This is a genomic window from Paenibacillus sp. NPDC056722 (genome assembly GCF_042790635.1).
GTDB lineage: Bacteria > Bacillota > Bacilli > Paenibacillales > Paenibacillaceae > Paenibacillus_AQ > Paenibacillus_AQ agri.
This window is the reverse complement of record NZ_JBHTYV010000017.1, coordinates 1-18,936: the sequence shown is the minus strand read 5'-3', so window position 1 is coordinate 18,936 and position 18,936 is coordinate 1. Positions and strand designations below refer to the sequence as shown.

Below are 18,936 nucleotides of genomic sequence, written 5' to 3'. Positions count from 1 at the left end.
GGCTAAGATAAGGATCGTTGCTGATCTATCTTAGCCTGTTGGGTTATTCTGATAACTGAGGGCGGCTGTTCAGTAATGTGATCGGGTGGCCTATCATATATTCTCTTGCTTTAACGCATCAATAATGTTTTCCTTTTTTACTTTTGCGCTGGAATATAGCATGGCGGAACCAACAATGACAAATACGGCGACAATGACAGACACAATGCTTATCCATGGTATGGTGAACCCGTAGCTAAATTTATTCGCAAATGCCCCATAGATCACATACATCACGACGAAACTGGCGGGCAGCCCGAAGAGCAGCGACTTGACCCCGTAAAAAACACTTTCATAGTTCATCATTTTCGCAAAGCTTTTTGGCGTCATGCCAACGGATTTAAGCATCGCGAACTCTCGTTTTCTCAGGAATATACCCGTAGAGATCGTATTAAATATGTTCGCAATGGAAATCGCTGAGATCAATACGATAAAACCATAAGAAAAGACGGACATCAATAGAATCTGTTGCTCTTCACTTTTTCTGGATTGATATAAATTACTGACATTCAGATTGGTCTCATGCATCTCTTCGATTTCCTGCTGCGTCTTCATCGGTTCCGTACTTTTCAAATGGAGGGAGGTGTGAATGTTAATTATGTCCTCGTCGACTGTCAATGTATTCAAAATCCGTTCCGAAACGATAATATCTAACCCGCCTATACCTATCGCGTTCATCCCCATCGGTGCTTGATCCGTCAATGCGGCAATGGTTACTTTGTTTAGCTTCGTATCTCTCACATTTTCTTCATAGATATTCGTTAATTCGATGCTTTGGCCGACCTTCGCATATACGGCCTTCGTCTGCACATATTTTCCTGTGTCCATATCATTGTAATGGATCGTATCCCTCACGATCGCGGCAGGATGCTCCGGGTCTGTGAGCCGTTCGTAATCTACGCCGACCGCTTTGGCATAGGCTTGCAGACTGAAATGATTCAAGGCGTGGATCTTAATATCGTAAGGATATTTTCCGTCTTGCAGCAAACTCTTATCTTTCTTAACCTTCTCTTGCAGTTCATCGGCGATGAACGCTTCATCAATCCAGGCGTTCTTATACAAATCATGCATCACGTTGTATTCCGTTACTCCATCCAGGGATGCAATGTCTTGTACCAAGGAATCGTCTATTCTTTTTCCGTTGCTATACGATACTTCAATATCGAAATTGACGCCTTCTTGCGACATATTCAGGGATTGTTTCACCTCGGCAGTAAAAAAGGATACTGTCAAAAACAGAACAATGCTGATCACGAGCGAAAATACGATGGCATGATATCTTCGTTTGTTCCGTTTTAGATTTTTCAATCCGATTTCCGCTTCGATGCCGAAGAGCTTGCGAATGAATTTCGATGTTTTCACGGCTTTGACTGTGAGCTTTAAGTCGCTTGTTTGACGAATGGCGTCCATGGCGGATACTTTGGATGCTTTGATCGCCGGGAAATACGTCGAAATGAAAATCGTCAGTATCGAGACAACACAGATGATCAGAAGCGTTAACGGCGTGACGATGAGCGTCAGCTTTTCAGTGGTCCATAACGCGCCTCGAATCATGGCATTCATGAACCAAAAGATAATTCCCATCCCTGCAAGACCGCATAAAATTCCAAGAGGAATGCTGATCGCACCAATGACGACCCCTTCAAAAAGCACAGAGTTTCGCTTCTGCCTTTTCGTAGCCCCTACGCTTGCGAGCATCCCTAAATGGCGGGAACGTTCCGAAACGGATATTGCGAAAGCATTATAGATAAGCGAGACCGAGCCGATCATAATAACGGCTATCAGGATCACCGATAAGGAGTATATGGTGCTGTATGAGGCTTTGTTTTTGGACAAGCCATAATAATGAAGTAAATCGTTATTAAATTGGACCCTCTTGATGTTGTTTCTTTCAGCCAAGTTCTCCGCATGCGTGAACAAGTTGGGATTAATACTCTGAAGGGCTACGGCCGCATTGACTCCATCGTTTGCCCCGATAAGCTTGTCATCGAGATAGCTAATAACTGTATATCCTGGAGCCCAAGCCGTTTCCCACATGGGACGTTTGATGAACCCCACCACCGTATAATCCTTTGTTTTCATATGCTGTAGCGTTTCGGCCAAAGTATCGTTGACCCTACGAAGCGGATCTCTATCATTCAGGGGATGATCGCCCCCTTGCTGAAATCGTTCACCAACGCGAAGAGTTAAATGATCGCCAATTTCGTATTTCACTTTAGCATTCGTTGCAACAGCTTCGGAAATAACAACTTCCTTGTCACTTTGCGGCAGACGTCCCTTACTTAATCCAATTGGAAGTTGCGTGAAAGCTTGTGCATCATATTCCTTGATGATCAAATACGGCTTATTGGGATCCTGCCCCCTTTCTAATAAGGCATATCCAAGATCTTTTGTGACCGCAACCGTTTTGGTTGCATCATCGGCGCGTATCGCCGCGAGTTGTTCTTTGGTTACATCTTGATATTGGACATGCCACTCCCCTCTTTCCGCAATGGTCTGCCTAATCATTAAATTGGAAAAGGAAAAAACAAATGTTGCAACCGCTGTCACCATGGCCACCGAAATGATTACGCCGATAATGGTTACGAGCGTTCTTCGCTTGTTTTGCTTCAAATGCCGGATGGTGAGCGTATTGACAATATTCATCGCCGGATCACCTCGTCTTTGGCAATTCTTCCGTCTTCAATCGAGATGATCCGATCGGCCTGTAAGGCGATTTGTTCGTCATGCGTAATAACGATCAGCGTTTGATGATAGGTTTTATTCAGCATTTTCAAAAGTTCGACGATCTCGCTGCTATTCTTGCTATCCAAATTCCCCGTTGGCTCGTCTGCCAGCATGATCGCAGGATTTCCAATAATTGCTCTGCCAATCGAGACCCGTTGCTGCTGTCCACCAGATAATTGATTCGGCAGATGGTTTAGCCGATGCTGCAAATTCAGCGTACTGACAAGACTATCCAGATGCTTTTTATCTACCTTCTGCTTATCCAGCAGGAGCGGCAGCGTAATATTCTCCTCCACCGTCAGGACAGGAATCAGGTTGAAGAACTGGTAGATCAAACCGATTTGCCTGCGCCGAAAGATGGCCAGCTGTGTTTCGTTCAAGGCATACAGGTCCGTATCCTCGACAAAAACTTTACCGCTAGTCGGCCGATCCACGCCGCCCAGCATATGGAGAAGCGTCGATTTCCCCGAGCCGGACGGGCCGATAATCGCAACGAATTCGCCTTTTTGAACAGAGAAAGAAACATCGTCAAGCGCCTTTACCACAGATTCACCTGTGCCGTACATTTTAGACAGATGCTCTATTCTTAAAATCTCCAAAGGTATCCCTCCTTTCCTCGATACTCATTCCCAGAAATACTTCATCTTGCTATATCCAACATCCCATAGGGTTACATTCCCCTCAATGGTTATCCTAATTTCATTTGCCTGCGGGAGATACATTTCAGACTCACCTATCTCATGGCCTTGATCTCCTGCAGATATGCTAAGGTACTCATTCCCATCGACGGAAACACTGATACTTCCATAATTACCCTTTTGGTCAGATATGCCATAATTTATGAAGAGATACATCTCCTCCTCAATGCCTAACGTGTACGTATACGTTTCCTTCATTTTTCCTTCGGTACTATACACATTATATTGGGGTTTCACGTTGTGACCGCCAATGATGAGACTGGACGTTTTAGTTCCCGCTGCTGGATTTCCGGTGCTGTCTTTCAATTCATCTATAGCTATAAAAGGACCGATTTCTTTGGTGAACACTTTATCAACCACTACAAAGCACCCCCAGATCCCGCTCATAAGGACAACTATGGAAATACCTGTAGCCGCTATATTTCTCCAGACGTTTGTTGTACGAAATCCAAGTTTATACGCCCCGAATCCAACTGCTGCGCCTATTGCGTTCTGAATGACGTCGTTCGTATCGAAGCTGCCAAGCATCGTTATTCCCTGAATGGTCTCCAGTACGAATATGGACAAGATGAACACTGTAATAAATCGGACAAAGCTAGTCCGGTATAACAACGGAATGAAGATCCCAAAAGGGGTGAAGGCTATGAAGTTTCCGATACCCACAAAATCCATCAACGTTGGGTGCAGAAAATCAGGTAGACTTGGCATCTTAAAAAAACTGTCTGGTAAAAACATAAAGGTGTGCTCCGTAGCGTACCCTGCTTTACCTGCTCTACCAAAAGCGAAAAACATAAAATAAAGAACTAAAATAGAGTAGGATATGGTCAGGAACAAAAGAATCTTACGTTGTTGCTTCAATTGCAATTGCATTGTCTTACCTCCATCGCTTATCTGATGGATATCATTGTATCTGTCGAACATGACTTTCCGGTGACGATGAAGGTGACAATTCAGTCACTTACGGAGTGTCCTAAATGACTTGCTTATAAAATTTAATCCGAAACTGCGTGCCTTGCCCGCTATCGCTCGTCACATCGATCACTCCGTTCTGGCTAGCAATAATGCTGTGAGCCATCGCAAGCCCTATCCCGATACTCCCTTCGCTGGCATTTTTCCCTTTGTAAAAACGTTTGAAAATATAAGGTAAATCTTCTTTTGGAATGCCTTGTCCATTGTCGGCAATAATGATTTCCGTAAATAAAGCATTTTCGGAAAATGTGATCGAAATGGTTCCGCCTTCCTGTGTGTGCTCTACACCGTTTTTCAAAATATTGAGGACTGCTTCGACAGTCCAATTGAAATCGCCAATAAAAGTGACTTCGTCATCTCCCGTAATGGAAAGATTTTGTCCCTTAATATCCATCGGGATCATCACCGGCTCTAATGCCTTTTGAATAAGCTTTTTCATGGGAATTACATCTTTTTTGAATGGGATGGTTTTCGCGTCCATTTTCGATAGTTTTAATAAAGAGGAGACAAGCCAATCGATGCGTTCAAGCTGAATGCGAATATGATGGGTGAACTCTGTTCTTTTGGCAGGAGGCAAGTCAGGGGCGCTTAACAAATCCGCCATTACCGTCATGGAAGTGAGCGGCGTTTTGAGCTGATGCGAAATATCGGATATGGCATCCGTTAGCTGAATTTTGTCCCGCTGCAGGAGCGACCGGTGTTCCGATAGCATGAGCGTCACCTTATAAATATCATTTTTTAAAATGCTAAGCTCGCCTTCTTGATTATCGCGAACGTCAAGCGTATCATTGCCGTTGCTAATTTCCCGCAAATAGATCGACAGCTTCTCTAGCTCGCGATATCTCCATCTCGTGAATAACAAACTGCTGGCAATAAGCAGAATGGATAGAATACAAACAAACGCTGCTGTGACAAACGAAATGAACACAGACACAATGATTGCCGTTACGCTAATGGAGCCCATGATGAGCAATAACATTTGAATTTCCCTATTACGCAGCATCTAATCACCAACCTTATAGCCTAAACCACGTACTGTTCTAATCAAAGCCGGGTTCCCTGGGTCATCCTCCAGCTTTTCCCTTAGTCTTTTAATATAAACTGTTAAGGTATTGTCGTTCACGAACTCGCCGGCCATATCCCAGATTTGCTCTAAAAGCTGATTTCTTGTGAGAACCTGTCCAAGGTGGTTGCCGAAGATCAGCAATAAGCGATATTCTAAGGCAGTCAGCGAAACCTCGACGCCGTTTTTATACACTTTTCCTTCCAGCGTATGGATACGGACATTGTCGATATCTATGATCGCTCTCGTATGGGGCGACTTTTGGTATCTCCGCAAAACAGTCTTGATCCGGGAGAGAAGCTCACGAACCCGAAAAGGCTTTGTAATGTAATCATCAGCCCCCATATCAAGACCCATCACAACATTGACCTCATCATCAATCACCGTTAGGAAAATGACCGGAATGTCCCGCCGCTCTTTCACCATCCTGCACAATTCATAGCCGCTTCCGTCCGGAAGCTGTAAATCGAACAGGCACAAAGCGAACTGATCGATATCTTCTTCGAGTACCTTTTTGGCTGAGGCGACATCATGGCATAGAACCGTTGAGTAATGATCCTGCTGTAGTGAATATTCGAGACCTGAGGCGATCGTCTTATCATCTTCGACTAATAAAATTTTCATGTGGGGATCATCCTTACAGTTAATTGTTCAGATTATTTCAGGCTTAATTGATCTATCGACTAAAAATGTGAGATATATTCAAGGGCGGTTGTTCCATATACACTTTTAAAGTGTTTATTTAAGTGGGTCAGATCAAAGAAACCGCATGCAGCTACCGCTGAATAGATATCTCTATTTTTTTCGATTAACTGCTTTGCCCGTTCGACTTTGCAATTAAGGAAGTACTGGTAGGGTGAAATTCCAGTGTGAGCCTTAAATATACGGATAAATTGATATTTTGATAAATTAAGCTCTGTACAGATCTCATCAAGCTTGAGGACATGCTCCAGGTTTCCATAAATCATATCCTTTGCTTTTCTTATGATCGCGCTATCCTTCTTGTCCTCCAAAGAAAGATTGATCTGTACAAGACTATCCGTCAGAGATAGGAACAACTCACAGCATAACGCCTCATCTTTTTCACCTAATATTGCTTGTGACAGGCTTACAACTCGTTGTCCAAGTCTATCATCGTACACAATAGGTGTTGAAAAGCGTACAATATCCTTTTTTCCTATACCCTCTAGAAGCATTTGCGTATCAATATATAACATTACATAATCTAGACCTGACTTATCATGTGCCATACCGTCATGTACCTGTTCTGGATTGAAGAACATCACACCATTTTGATGAGATAATTGCAAGCTGCCATCTATGTGATAATGTTGAATGCCGCGCAAAGTTACGCCTATTGCATACTCCTTGTGAGCGTGCTTCTTATACTTGAATTCCGTCATACTTGCCGACAATGCGGTAATACCTGCCGATTTTTTATAGAGAAATTTCTCCATTATAGCACCTCTACATGAACTTATCTAAACCCAGATCATGATGCCAGCATAAACTAATAAAATGGCCATCATAACACTAACAATCTTATTGTGCTTCTGTAAGAACTCTTTAAAGATCGTGCCGAACAGCACCCATGTTATAAAAGCTAAAAAGCCGATCAATGTTATCACAATGACACTTAGCATTATAGCAGGGGCTCCACTGTAATAGGGCAGGACAAATGTTGGAATTACAGTCAATGTGAATAATACTAATTTGGGATTTAAAAACTGCATCATGAAGCCAGACCAAAAGGTGGCTGCTTGGTTTTCAGATGGATTTGACGAATCCTTTTTGCAAATTAGATAAGCCAGATAGAGCATATAAAGGCTCCCGATGACCTGCATAATCATTAATACTTTCGGTAGAATCGTTAGTAACAAATTATTCAGAACAGCGGAAATAACAAGTAATAAACCAAAACCAACCGTGGCTCCATACGAATATTTTAAAGCTTGTTTTGCCCCGTAATGATTAACAGTAGACAAGATGACGATATTCGTAGGTCCTGGTGTAAATGTGGCTATCATACAGTAAATCAAAAAAGATGTAGTGTCCATGAGAAGGCTCCTTTCAAGCGGTTCTCACATCCTACATCTTATAATGAGTGACATATAGTACATTATTGCTGATCATAAGTTACTTGAGCCAGGTGTGCGAATTTGCTCAGCACATCAGTCCCGGCCCGCCTCGTACAGCTTCTGCGCTACCATGGACGGCCTTACGAATGCATCTGTCATGTGGTCACCGTCACCAACAATCAGGCGGAACATGCCGAGCCGCGAAGCCATATGCGGATACCAGCCGAAGCCCTCTGCTCCTGTAAAAACGTTGTCTTGGTAAAAAAACAAATAGCTTTTAGGCGTAGGCAGAGCATAGAACGCCTTAAGATCCAGCTTCTCAAAGAGTGGTTTTGCCGGCTCTGGAGCAACGCCTGCGTATATCCACTTGGCTTGCTCCAAAGTCGCTGTATTAACGAATAGAGCCCGGAAAAGCGAAAACGGAAGCATAATTGTATCGTCATGCGATGCGCCTCTGAGCTGCTCGAACCCTTGCCTCGTTTGCGGTGGCAACTCGTCGGCAACAGACTCCCCGTCTTTTAATACAAATGCGTCCCAGAAGACAAGCCGCTTGAGGCGGTCCGGTATCTGTTCCGCAACTTTCTGAATAACGCTTCCTCCGAAGCTATGCCCGACGAGAATGATGTCATGCAGGTTCAGCCTTGTTACATAGTCGACAACAGACTTCGTAATCATGTCATGCGTTACCGCCTTGTTTGGGTCTTTACCGTGTCCTGCGTACTCTGGCGTGTAGACGGTATGCCCTCTCTTGCGCAGCTCGGCTGCTATACCGTCCCAGAAGTGCGCGTCGGCCCAAGAACCATGTACAAGCACAAAGGTCAGTTTTTGCTCCGGTGGCAACCGGTGACTTTCAAATGTTTCACGGGCATCATATTGCCCAAACCATCCGTTTGCAGGATATGGGGAGTTATAAAAGCTTGGAAGCATTAAATGGCAATTGGGATAGGGAAATTGAGGAACCTGCGGGTAATAAGGATACATGCTAAAACATCCTCTCAACATCGATATAACTCAGCTTATGCCTAATGCTTTTGAGAGGTTCCTTCCATCCCTGAATGATTACTTCCATGATAATCATGGCAATGCTCCGCAATTAAAACAATGTGTTAAGTTACGATATCCCCGCCATAAAACATCTGATCTTCCTATCCATTATTCACTTGACGGATATATCAATGATGGATATAATTCAGGTATATCCATCATTGATATAGGAGGTGGTACGGTGGCTAGAACAAGCCCCTATGAGTCTGGTGAGCTTACAGACAGTATCTTTCTGATTTTATTAGCAACACTTGAGCCGATACATGGCTATAGAATTATGCAAGTCATCCAAGATATGACTGAGGGCGATGTCGAAATCGGCCCAGCAACGATGTATACAACACTTAGAAAATTAAAGAATGCCGGTTGGATTGCAGAAGCAAATGAAGAAGATTTAAAAATTTCATATCAAATCACAGACGAAGGTAAAATAATACTCCTTGAAAATTTCAATAAAAGAATACGTATGGTGGAAATTGCAAAAAAACATCTCGCTAAGGAGGGTAAATAAATGGCTAAATATCGTATGAGCGGTGGATTGGCAATGACACCTGAGAGCGATATGAATTTGCTTAAAGAAATGAGTCAAAAAGGTTGGCATGTTACCGGGATGAGGGGCTTTTTCTACCGCTTCGAAAAAGGAGCGCGGCATGACTTTGATTATTCTCTGAACTTGGAAGAGCGCATTAATCCTGAAATGATGACTTTTTACGAAGCCAGCGGATGGATACCCATTGTAGCCGAGAACGGCTATCAGATTTTCAGGGCAGAAGCAGGCTCATCTCCCATATTCAGCGATTCGGATTCCGAAATAGAGCTTCTTAGCAGGAAAAGACAGCAATATGGCAAGTGGTCCTTGGTATTTATGAGTTTAATGATAGTCTGCATTATTGTAGCAAATCAGATTGAATGGGACGCTTTTATTCGGACAGGACTAATGCTATTTATGGTGTGCTTTATTTTCACATTCCTTCCGTTCATCGGATTCAGCAAATCATTGTATATGAGAAAACGACAACAAGGTTAAACAATAGGCGGTAAGTTTTTAGGCCATCCTTGAGGGATGGCCTTTTCGCTATTACAAGTATTATCTATGCTCAAATCATTCCTTAAACAGCTATATCTTTTTTACTGGTCGCAATACCGCATAACCATATCCCTCTGGGAAATGCCGTTGGTAGTCCTGCTTGCTTCCTTCATCCCATACGTATCCCATACCTTTGGGGTCGAAGTTCCATGCTACGTCCTCAACTGTACTCATAACAGCGCTATTATCTTTTAGGTAGTCGAACGTAGGGTGGAAAAAGACCAAATATTCCGATTCTGGGATCTCCCTGCATTCCATCCCTTCCGGAATAGGCCCATCATACTCCAGTGAAACGGGGATTCCATACAAGTACCCCTTCTGCCCATTCTGGTAAAACCATCCTGCCGTCTGACCAAGTTGTCCCGGTAGGGCATGATTAGACATACTCTCCAACGTACCGCTAACCTCATCACAAGAGTGTCCGTTTCCCCAGAAGTCCCCATAATTTGTTACGGAAATGTCCCAGATCCCGATAAATTTGTGTGCTGGAATGAACTCGACTTTGATCTCCGCTGGTTGCAAATGTACTTTACTCATCTTATCCCGCTCCTTGATCAAATAATGATAAGGTGAGAATACCTCCTGACGAATAGCCAACGGAATAGGCCGGGGAGCTTTTTGGTATGCTGCAGGGGTGAGCCGAAAAGCCTTGTTGAATGCTCGTGTAAACGCTTCTTGTGATGAGAATCCATACTTTACGGCAACGTCTAAAACCCGCTGATCACTATCGCGGAGCTCCAGGGCGGCACGGCTGATCCTTCGAGTCCAGATGTAATCCCGTAAAGTCATCCCGGTTAATTGATTGAACTGTCTAGAACAATAATAGGGTGAATAGCCTAGCTGTTCTGACATCTGAATAAGAGATGCGCTCTCCGTAATATTGCTCTCCACCCAGTCTACCATTAGCTGGACCATTTCATTCCATTCGTACATGGAAGTCCTCCCTCCTTTCGTTTTGATCATATCACTGGTGATTTTTGCATACTTGATTTGAGTTGTACATCAAAGCTCCCCTATTCTTGCTCCTACTCCTCAAGTTGTAACAACCTTCAGTCCCTTCATACGCATCCACCAGCCCCCAACCAAGACAGTAACCACGTAGATTACGCCACAGGTTAAGAACAAAGGCTTCAAGTCACTCTCAACATAAAGCAATGAACCAATCATCGGGCCAAGCGCACTGCCTATATACCGGACCAAGTTAAACACGCCGATGACAGTAGCACGTTCCTCTGGAAATTGTTCCGCCAGAATAGTCGTTGGCATGGACGTAGTCAATCCCATCGTAAAGCCGAATAGACAGACGTCCACAATCAAGAACGACAGCGATAGCTGGGCGGTTAATGCAAACAGAACGACACTAAACGATTGAAAGAGAAAGGCATACATTAAACCTTTTCCGCTTCCCATAACATTACGCATCCAACTACCCATTCTAATACTCACAATCGTACAGACAGACATCAGGAGGAGTACAGTACCGACTTTTCCTGAAGACATGCTGTAAAACGTACTTAAGATTTGGGGCACGAACACGATGTATACCAAATAAATGACAAACTGGATGAATCCATACAATACGACGACAGCACCAAGATGATTGCGAAAAATAATCGTAAGTGACTTTAGACTAAAGCCTTGCGCAGATCCTGTCTGTGACTTAGTCTCGGGCAGGAACTTCATGTTTGCGAACAGAAGCAGCAGTATGATGAGTGTTAAAAAGATAAACACACCTTGGTAACCGAACTTCTCTCCAATCACTCCACCCAGAAGTGGCCCTATAGCGGGCGCAAGTAAAAGCATAAGCTGATAAGTTGCCATTCCCTTTGCCAACTCTTTTCCACGGAACAAGTCCCCAATTACGGCTGCCCCTATAACAGGAACTGCTGCTGAACCTATACCCTGCAAGACGCGAAACACCAAGAATAAACCAATGGAATGAGAGAATGCGCAGCCTAAAGATGCCACACAATATAAGACAAGCGCGGGTATAAGCACTTTTCTTCTTCCTTTAGTGTCCGCCAGTGGTCCGAACACGATCTGCATAACAGCTAAGGCAATCAAAAATAATGAGACCGTCAAACTCATTAAATAACTTGTTGTATTCAGCTCATTTTGCATGTCGGATAACAGAGGTGTATATAAGTTCTGTCCTAGAGATCCTGTAAAAGCACTGAAACCAACAAGATATAAAATAAGGCGTAAATTCATAATAACTTTCTCCCTTTCGTCTTAACTGACTAATAGTCAGTTTTATGATGTCCAGCTCATTATATTGACTAACTGACTAATAGTCAATAAAATAAAGAATACAAAAGGGAGGATAAATACCTTGAAAAGAGTCAACAAAAAACCAGAGATACGGCGCCATGAAATCATAGAGACCTCATTGGAACTCTTTAGAGAGAAGGGTTACGATCAAACTGCTGTAAGCGATATTGTCAAAAAAATGGGCATCGCTCAAGGTACGTTTTTTTATCATTTCAAAACTAAAAAAGATATTATGATCGCCATAGTGGAGCGCTTGGTCGATGAAAAAATCACCAAGATCAAAGCGCTGGCTGAAACCGAAGAAATGAATGCGGAGGCCAAACTCTATGCCATCTTGTGGAGACAATCCTATGATGATGAGAGCATTATAGAATTTCTTCACCACGAATATAATGCATCGATTCACCAGAAAGTCCTCGTACAAATCGTCCAGGAAAGCGTCCCTTATGTGATACAAATTCTGGAGCAAGGGGTATCCGAAGAGATTTTTCAAATTCAAGACCTGCAGGAAACCGCTGAATTCATACTCGTTGGAGTTAACATTATGTTTGATACAGGGATTTTCTCGTGGCAGGAAAATACATTAGACCAAAAAAAATTAGCATTCAATCGAATCGTCGAGCGTATGCTCGGGAATTCTTTTACTTTTTCTAACCCGAATACATCGGAAAAATGATAATACCGTATGAAACATTACTCTATAAATAACAAAACCACTCCTGCTAATATTGGAGTGGTTTCATTATTTTAAAATCGTATTAAACTTCCTTAATCCTTAACATACTGTTGGCACCCTTTTGAAACTCATAACCAACTTTAATTTCTTCTGCAATGTAACCTTGGCTTTGTATAAAATCAATTATCTTATCCAGATGCTCATATCGATTGCAGGATAGGTCCACCAAAGGGAATATGCGTATCTCTTCCTTGGTAACACGCATTAACTCTTGTATAGCTTGCAAGTGGAAGTCATAGTCCAACCGATCAGCGTACATAAATAAGAAATGGGCAGATAGCGTTAAATCAAATTCCTTATCGCCAAAAGGCAATACAGGTAAAACAGCAGGAACATAACGATTAGGGAATTCTTTCATATCATTGGCACAATCAGTTAACGCTTGTACTCTGTGGGCGCTTAAACCTTCTACAGACTTAAAATAATCCCATTTGTAATTCCCCTGTGCCTGTTCCATGTTAAGCATAGCATGCTCAATATCTTCAGAACCTTTTTCAGCAAGCTGTTCAAAAGGATGATCATAAGCAATATCAGTGGCAGTAACATCTGCCCCTAGTTGGTTGGCAATTGCAGTGAACGAACATGTACCCGCCGGGCAATCAAGAATTTTTCGTCCTTTTAACTCCGCTTTAGACAAACCAAACATCAACATGTACTCATCAAATGTTCTTCCAATAAAAACAATCCGACTTAAATCTAATTTAACCTCTGCTCTACTCATCTCGGCTCACCTGTCCTCTTCTCAACTATTCTAATCTAACGGGACTGCTCAGGAAAAATTATACCAATAAATGTTATAAAAAACCATGTTATTGTATAGCTTTTTGAAGAAATGCCCTAATTAGCGGGTGAACCATATTTTTTAATGCTGAGCGTTCAGGCTGAAATAGCGTCCCAATAAAGAAAGGATGATCCATTAGTTCCATAATACGAACTTCTCCATCTGTATCAACTCCTGCAATCCGCATACCTGCTTTCTCTAACAGAGGAGCAAACTCAGGGTTTAAGCCATAATTACAAACTCCATACTGCTCAACAATCTCATGCTCACCATAAATTTCAGCTACTTTTAAGCCAGGTGTAAGTTTAAAAGTATGCGTTTGCTCGCTTACGAAACAAGTTAGAGGAGCAACCAGGATGAATGAAGAGTTAGGATTCTCCTCAGCATGATCCGCCTCTGAAATCTCCAGAACATTCCTGGCAAACTCAATAATCATATGCTGAAAACCGCCGCATGTCCCTAGAAATGGTATATTATGTTCTCTTGCAAATCGGATACCATTTAACGCGCCTTGCATACTTTTATAAGGACTAGCCGGAACTGTCCAGACCTTTAAGCCATTTTACCGCCTCGTAATTTGTTTGCTGCGTGATCTTCTTCTCCTCGGCTAAATAGATCCCCTTACCCATGCCAGGTTCTAATGACCGAATAACGCTATCAAGATCATGCTCCTCTTGAAAGGTGTCAATATTTAAGATTGCCAGTACATCTCCTTTTTCACTTTTCATCTCCATGTTCTACACTCTCCTCAATATATTGAAATATCCGTTCCGTAAAGATGAAGATCAAGACGTTTGGCAATAGACAACGAAGCATAATTATCCCATGAGGTACTATATAACGGGATCCTCTGAGAACGTCGTATCGCTTGTGCCCAGGAGGACGTTACGGTCATCGCATATCCTTTTCCACGATAAGCTTTCAATGTCTCGACGCCAGCCTCTGCCGCTAGATCGTTACTTCTCGCACTAAAACAGACAGATACAGCCATGTTATTCTCTGTCACCATATAACAAGGTCCTCGAAATTTCAGTTCCGATAATAGACTAGGGAATCCTGGTTCCAAGCAGTATTTATTGTCTTCCGTAACCAAGGTAGCAGCTGCATGCTCCTTTGCCGTTTCTTGGAATGTAAAAGCCGGGCCCATCCATAAGCTCCTGATTTCTTTATCTTTCTCAAGCGCACGAATAATCTTGGCAAGCTGCACGGTTGAATCGCCCTGGTCTATAAGCTGTAGAATGTCATGGACTACATGGTCAGGTACATCACTGCGGAATCGCACAATACGGCCCGCAATAGTCTGTCCCCAAAAAAATCGCGGAGCAGGCTGATTCATTGGCTCATTAATCGTTGTCATCCGTCCAGCCTGATTATGCAGATAAAGTACATCTGCTTGTATACTCATTAGTTCTAGATGGTTATACAAAAGCTTACCTCCTCTATTGGTTATAGCTCACCCTTTCTCTATACCATTAGATCATCCTTAAAGATCACTCGCTCGTAGTGTAATATACATAATCTATGTGTTCACCGGCAGCACCCGCGATATCTTGGCTCTTCCCCTTGCCTTTCAAAATCTCGCCAATCAGCATTACTGCTTTGTTTGTATCTTTAAACAAATGAATACGCATCTGTCAATAATTCAAAGAGTATGCCTCGATTAAAATTGCTCACTTTTTTTGAAATTCAATCCTCATATCCCTCCAAGTAGAGCGTCGAGCTGCTCCCAATGCTCCGCAGTATAGATCATTTCTTCGGCAAAACGGACAGGAACTACGCTGGACGATTCGAGCGACGGCTGAATCCACCAGAACGATTCGATACACCAGACATACTTGATTGCCCTTAAAAGCGAGCCCGGTGGCAACGGCCGCACCTTGCTGTAGCCTTCAGCGAAAGCGATCACCGCATCCTTATGGAACCCGCACCCGCTGAGCGTACCGGACAGGATAGCCCGCCCGAGGTCCATCTCAGGAAACGAATAGCGTGCTCGGTCGAAATCAACGATGGCTGCCAGAGCGTCTCCTTCGAAAAGCAGGTTGTCTGCCCACAGATCAAGGTGTGCCCAGCCCGCAGTCAGTGGCGCAAAGTCTTCATCTCCAAGTGAATCAAGAATTGCTTTCTGTAATTGCATTGCGTTCCGGACACGATCAGACGAGTTACGAGCAGCATCCCAACTTACCTCCCAGGTGCGCTCGATCTCCTCGCGAGACAACTGCCAAATCGGCTCCTCCGGCGGCACTGCCGCTTCGAACCCTAATGTCGCCGCGGAATCCCAGAAAGCATGCATATCCGCAGCAGCTCTTCCGAGTGAGTACATTTTACGCTCACCGATTATTATGCCAGCAGGCACCATAGCGCCCGGACAACGCGTCATGACGGTTATGTACCTTCCGCACGGCAAGATGTGCATGCAGCGCCCTTCCAGCATCAGTGGCTCAGGACACCGTCCTCCAGATTGATAAAAAAGAAGCTGCAGCTGCAGCGCATTTTCAATCTTGCCGCGAAACTCCGGATCATGGATCTTAAACCGCCTGGGATGATAGCTTTTGACGAACAGCCACCCTTTGCTTGTCTCGATGATCCACTTCTCGTTCATTAGCCCGCGCCTTACACGCCCGGCGGATAGAATTTCAGTCGACAAATACTTTTTCAGCCAGTCATCGATTTCGCCAATTAATTGATCCTCAGTCGTTAACGGCATTCAAAACCAACCTTTCTAATCGACAGTTTTAATCCCTAACCTAACCAAAGGAAACATCTCACAAGCAAAATTTCTCTTCCCGCATCATCAGGCATCACCTGTTCCAAAGGAGCAAGCGTGTGACCGCAAATAAACTTTTTAATTAAATTCCATTTTGATAAAAAAATCCCTTCTTATCACCACCAAAAACCTGCCCTGCTTAGGCTAGGTTCTCCAGGCTGTATGTAACGGCAATAGAGGCTGTCCCAAAAGTCGTTTTTCTAACGAACCGGACTCAGCTCCCTTCTTTCACTAAAAAAAGTAAGAAGAGCAGCAATTCTCCCGTTATTGGAGAATCACTGCTCTTCGTTGTTGGTCCACTGCAGCTTGCTTCAACACGTTATACGCAAGCGAAAGCCCTCCGACCGGAGGCGTCACTTTCTCTATGCCGCGAAGCAGAAAACGCCGGAAACCACGGTTCTTCTTTAGTTGTCCTGACACACTCCCGAGTTCAAGGTTGAAACTCCTGCATGGGGGCTAACGGACCCTATCGTCGTTATTTGCACATTAAACAGCATCTGGAACATGTAACGGACTGAGGGGACGCTATTTCCGCCCAAACCGTGGATTTCACACCGGATTTCTACTCATAACGTCTTTGGAGTCCGTTATTTTCTGGAACCTGTCGGTTACTGGGAAATAACGTCTCTGGGGTCCGTTAGCAGACGGAACAGGGAGCATTTCGTGTATACAACTTATTCTAAAAGCACACACAAATTACTTTTGCGCATCAAGAATAAACATCGAAGCATCTTGCCCCATGAATATCTTACTTCCGGTATAAAAAGTTTTGGATTGGATATTCCCATACCCGATTTTCGTCATCTTGCCGGTTAACTCATCTTGCTGGAATCCGTTATGCACGAGATCTGAAGCGACATTTTCATTTTTATCAAAATCAACGATCAGCAAATGTCCCCCTTCATTGAGAACATCATATAATCTTGATAAAACAAGTTCATAATCAGCAATGTGAAGCAAAACCTGAGCCATAAAAATATAGTCCACACGCAAATCCGATAAAGCTTCCTTTTCAAAATCAAAGCACAATGTATCTGCATTTTGAATATTGAACTCGGAGATTTTTTGCTTAATTTGATTAATCATATTTGGTGAGGTATCAAGAAAAAGCACGGAGTGAAAATCGCCCAGAAGGTTCATGCCAAGGAGACCGGTTCCGCTCCCAAAATCAATAGCCGTCTTGCTCTTAGCATCAACTAAATATTCACGAATGGCATCAGAGGATACCTTGGCAACCTGAATTCTTTCAGGAGTGTCGTATGTGTTCGCTATCATTTCAAACTTATCTGTATTTCCCATTTAGATTTCTCCCCTCTTTTCATCTAGGTTTATCTCAGAAGAATCCTCTCCGTATAACTCATTCATATGCTCCATATGAGCCGCTCCCCAATCAAAAGAGTATCGGGATATCGGCGTGAATATTGTTTTCTTCGCGTTAACTGTATTTGTTGCTTTGAGTCGCTTTTAAACACTATTATTCAATCCATTTTCTCGGTCCAATAATATGGAATAGCTGCTGTCTATCATCATTTATTGCGTCTTCTATTCGTTTACACGTGAAATCACTTATCGGTCTAGGAAGATCATCTCTTGAAAAAAATCTGCATTCTAAAATTTCAGGGGAGCTTGGTTGAGGTGCCCCATCACTCTCATTACTTGCAATGAATACAAAATGATGCATATCATAGTTCGGGTCGTAGTAAATACCTGTCAATTGCCTTACTCCTACTTGTAATCCTACTTCTTCGTGCACTTCTCTTTTTGCTGTTTCCTCGGCAGATTCATTATCTTCAGCTTTGCCGCCAGGGAGGTCCCAGTTGTTTTTTCCATAACTATGCTTTACCAATAATACTCTTCCTTCGGGATCCAAGATAACTGCTGCTGCTCCAATCATTTTTGACAAATCAGTCGCCCCATTCCTAGTATCAAGTATTGATTGACATATAGTTCTTTCCTTCAACAAAACCAAGACTTTCATACAACGGTATAGCCATATCAGACGAATGTAGCAGAATTTTTCTAATTCCTTGTGTCCTCAAATCGTCTATTGCTTCACTAACAAGTTTGGATACTATACCTTGGCGGCGGTAATTGGGGATTGTGTAAACATTAGTCATGTATGCAACCAATCCAGAAGGATTGTCAAATCGTGGTGCAAATCGACATAGGCAAAAGCATACTGTTGACACGGCTACCCCGTCATCATCTGCTACCCATACAACGAGTGACTTATCTGATAATGAGGAATTAAAATAGTCACTAAATATTTCATCCATACTACTGTTGTCCTCATGACCTAGCAAGATCTTACGAAATTTAATTAACTGCGGTATATCGGTTGTACTAGCTTTTCGAAACAGCACAATTGACTTCCTCCCTGTTCACAAATTCTGAACTACCGCTGCAAATATATTTCGTGAATAAATCCGTTATCTAAATATTGCACCAATCTATCTAGCAAGTATAAGAGGCCTTCAAGCGTACGACAGCTAAAAAACATACACTTCCTCCTAGTTTATTCCCGTTTACGCCAGTCACGCACTCCGAATGAGAGAGCAACATTTCAAAAGTCCCCCCGTGATATAACTAGGACGTGTCTGAAAACTCATCACTGAGTCAATTTGAAAATGGCAGCTACGTATACAAACGCCAAGAATGACTTGGCCAACTTGTCGTAAC

The 18,936-nt window shown here is 43.1% G+C and carries 22 protein-coding genes; 3 read left to right on the top strand and 19 right to left on the bottom strand.

Translation table 11 applies throughout. From position 1 onward, the window contains the following. Positions 1-93: 93 nt before the first annotated feature. The 8 genes from ACFRAM_RS26150 to ACFRAM_RS26115 all read right to left on the bottom strand — a co-directional run bounded on the left by ACFRAM_RS26150 (position 94) and on the right by ACFRAM_RS26115 (position 8,555). Positions 94-2,685 (bottom strand): ABC transporter permease, encoded by a 2,592-nt coding sequence (locus ACFRAM_RS26150; protein ID WP_379469705.1) that lies wholly within the window; start codon positions 2,683-2,685, stop codon positions 94-96. After that, complete coding sequence (locus tag ACFRAM_RS26145) at positions 2,682-3,365, bottom strand: ABC transporter ATP-binding protein (RefSeq protein ID WP_379202219.1); 684 nt, start codon at positions 3,363-3,365, stop codon at positions 2,682-2,684. Before ACFRAM_RS26145 ends, ACFRAM_RS26150 begins: the two co-directional genes overlap by 4 nt. 24 nt (positions 3,366-3,389) lie before the next feature. Then, the gene (locus ACFRAM_RS26140; protein ID WP_379469703.1) at positions 3,390-4,328 is read right to left on the bottom strand and encodes a VanZ family protein; all 939 of its coding nucleotides are present in this window, start codon (positions 4,326-4,328) and stop codon (positions 3,390-3,392) included. Positions 4,329-4,434: 106 nt separating this feature from the next. After that, positions 4,435-5,436: a sensor histidine kinase gene (locus ACFRAM_RS26135; protein ID WP_379469701.1), complete on the bottom strand. Its 1,002-nt coding sequence runs from the start codon at positions 5,434-5,436 to the stop codon at positions 4,435-4,437. Continuing rightward, entirely contained in the window at positions 5,437-6,120 is a 684-nt protein-coding gene (locus ACFRAM_RS26130) for a response regulator transcription factor (RefSeq protein WP_379469699.1), read from the bottom strand. A gap of 59 nt (positions 6,121-6,179) precedes the next feature. Beyond that, positions 6,180-6,953 carry a helix-turn-helix domain-containing protein gene (locus tag ACFRAM_RS26125; RefSeq protein WP_379469697.1) on the bottom strand — a complete coding sequence of 258 codons (774 nt, stop codon included), beginning with the start codon at positions 6,951-6,953 and terminating at the stop codon, positions 6,180-6,182. 24 nt (positions 6,954-6,977) lie between these two features. Further along, positions 6,978-7,553, bottom strand: coding sequence for a LysE family translocator (locus ACFRAM_RS26120; RefSeq protein ID WP_379469695.1), 576 nt, complete (start codon positions 7,551-7,553; stop codon positions 6,978-6,980). 114 nt (positions 7,554-7,667) lie between these two features. Then, positions 7,668-8,555, bottom strand: coding sequence for an alpha/beta fold hydrolase (locus ACFRAM_RS26115; RefSeq protein ID WP_379469693.1), 888 nt, complete (start codon positions 8,553-8,555; stop codon positions 7,668-7,670). Between ACFRAM_RS26115 and ACFRAM_RS26110 the strand changes: the two genes are divergently transcribed. Continuing rightward, positions 8,554-9,129 (top strand): PadR family transcriptional regulator, encoded by a 576-nt coding sequence (locus ACFRAM_RS26110; RefSeq protein ID WP_379469691.1) that lies wholly within the window; start codon positions 8,554-8,556, stop codon positions 9,127-9,129. The genes ACFRAM_RS26115 and ACFRAM_RS26110 overlap by 2 nt on opposite strands. Further along, positions 9,130-9,645 carry a DUF2812 domain-containing protein gene (locus ACFRAM_RS26105; protein ID WP_379469689.1) on the top strand — a complete coding sequence of 172 codons (516 nt, stop codon included), beginning with the start codon at positions 9,130-9,132 and terminating at the stop codon, positions 9,643-9,645. A 90-nt stretch (positions 9,646-9,735) separates the two neighbouring features. Here the strand turns inward: ACFRAM_RS26105 and ACFRAM_RS26100 are convergent, their stop codons facing one another. Both ACFRAM_RS26100 and ACFRAM_RS26095 read right to left on the bottom strand, forming a co-directional pair. After that, positions 9,736-10,638, bottom strand: coding sequence for a helix-turn-helix domain-containing protein (locus tag ACFRAM_RS26100; protein WP_379469687.1), 903 nt, complete (start codon positions 10,636-10,638; stop codon positions 9,736-9,738). 99 nt (positions 10,639-10,737) lie between these two features. Further along, complete coding sequence (locus ACFRAM_RS26095; protein ID WP_379469685.1) at positions 10,738-11,916, bottom strand: MFS transporter; 1,179 nt, start codon at positions 11,914-11,916, stop codon at positions 10,738-10,740. 121 nt (positions 11,917-12,037) lie between these two features. Between ACFRAM_RS26095 and ACFRAM_RS26090 the strand changes: the two genes are divergently transcribed. Beyond that, positions 12,038-12,652 carry a TetR/AcrR family transcriptional regulator gene (locus tag ACFRAM_RS26090; RefSeq protein WP_379469683.1) on the top strand — a complete coding sequence of 205 codons (615 nt, stop codon included), beginning with the start codon at positions 12,038-12,040 and terminating at the stop codon, positions 12,650-12,652. An 82-nt stretch (positions 12,653-12,734) separates the two neighbouring features. Here ACFRAM_RS26090 and ACFRAM_RS26085 read toward each other — a convergent pair whose 3' ends face one another. The 9 genes from ACFRAM_RS26085 to ACFRAM_RS26045 all read right to left on the bottom strand — a co-directional run bounded on the left by ACFRAM_RS26085 (position 12,735) and on the right by ACFRAM_RS26045 (position 18,620). Then, complete coding sequence (locus tag ACFRAM_RS26085; protein ID WP_379469681.1) at positions 12,735-13,433, bottom strand: class I SAM-dependent methyltransferase; 699 nt, start codon at positions 13,431-13,433, stop codon at positions 12,735-12,737. Between the two features lie 88 nt (positions 13,434-13,521). Further along, complete coding sequence (locus tag ACFRAM_RS26080; protein WP_379469679.1) at positions 13,522-14,010, bottom strand: glutamine amidotransferase-related protein; 489 nt, start codon at positions 14,008-14,010, stop codon at positions 13,522-13,524. Between the two features lie 13 nt (positions 14,011-14,023). Next, the gene (locus ACFRAM_RS26075) at positions 14,024-14,227 is read right to left on the bottom strand and encodes a hypothetical protein (protein WP_379469677.1); all 204 of its coding nucleotides are present in this window, start codon (positions 14,225-14,227) and stop codon (positions 14,024-14,026) included. Positions 14,228-14,241: 14 nt separating this feature from the next. Beyond that, positions 14,242-14,919, bottom strand: a complete 678-nt coding sequence (locus ACFRAM_RS26070; RefSeq protein WP_379469675.1) for a GNAT family N-acetyltransferase — start codon at positions 14,917-14,919, stop codon at positions 14,242-14,244. 267 nt (positions 14,920-15,186) lie between these two features. Continuing rightward, entirely contained in the window at positions 15,187-16,197 is a 1,011-nt protein-coding gene (locus ACFRAM_RS26065; RefSeq protein WP_379469674.1) for a phosphotransferase, read from the bottom strand. A gap of 324 nt (positions 16,198-16,521) precedes the next feature. After that, positions 16,522-16,677, bottom strand: coding sequence for a hypothetical protein (locus ACFRAM_RS26060; RefSeq protein WP_379469824.1), 156 nt, complete (start codon positions 16,675-16,677; stop codon positions 16,522-16,524). 276 nt (positions 16,678-16,953) lie between these two features. Next, positions 16,954-17,556, bottom strand: coding sequence for a class I SAM-dependent methyltransferase (locus ACFRAM_RS26055; RefSeq protein ID WP_379469672.1), 603 nt, complete (start codon positions 17,554-17,556; stop codon positions 16,954-16,956). Positions 17,557-17,731: 175 nt separating this feature from the next. Next, positions 17,732-18,151, bottom strand: a complete 420-nt coding sequence (locus tag ACFRAM_RS26050; protein WP_379469819.1) for an NUDIX domain-containing protein — start codon at positions 18,149-18,151, stop codon at positions 17,732-17,734. Positions 18,152-18,182: 31 nt separating this feature from the next. Continuing rightward, the gene (locus ACFRAM_RS26045; protein WP_379469670.1) at positions 18,183-18,620 is read right to left on the bottom strand and encodes a GNAT family N-acetyltransferase; all 438 of its coding nucleotides are present in this window, start codon (positions 18,618-18,620) and stop codon (positions 18,183-18,185) included. Between the last annotated feature and the right edge of the window lie 316 nt (positions 18,621-18,936).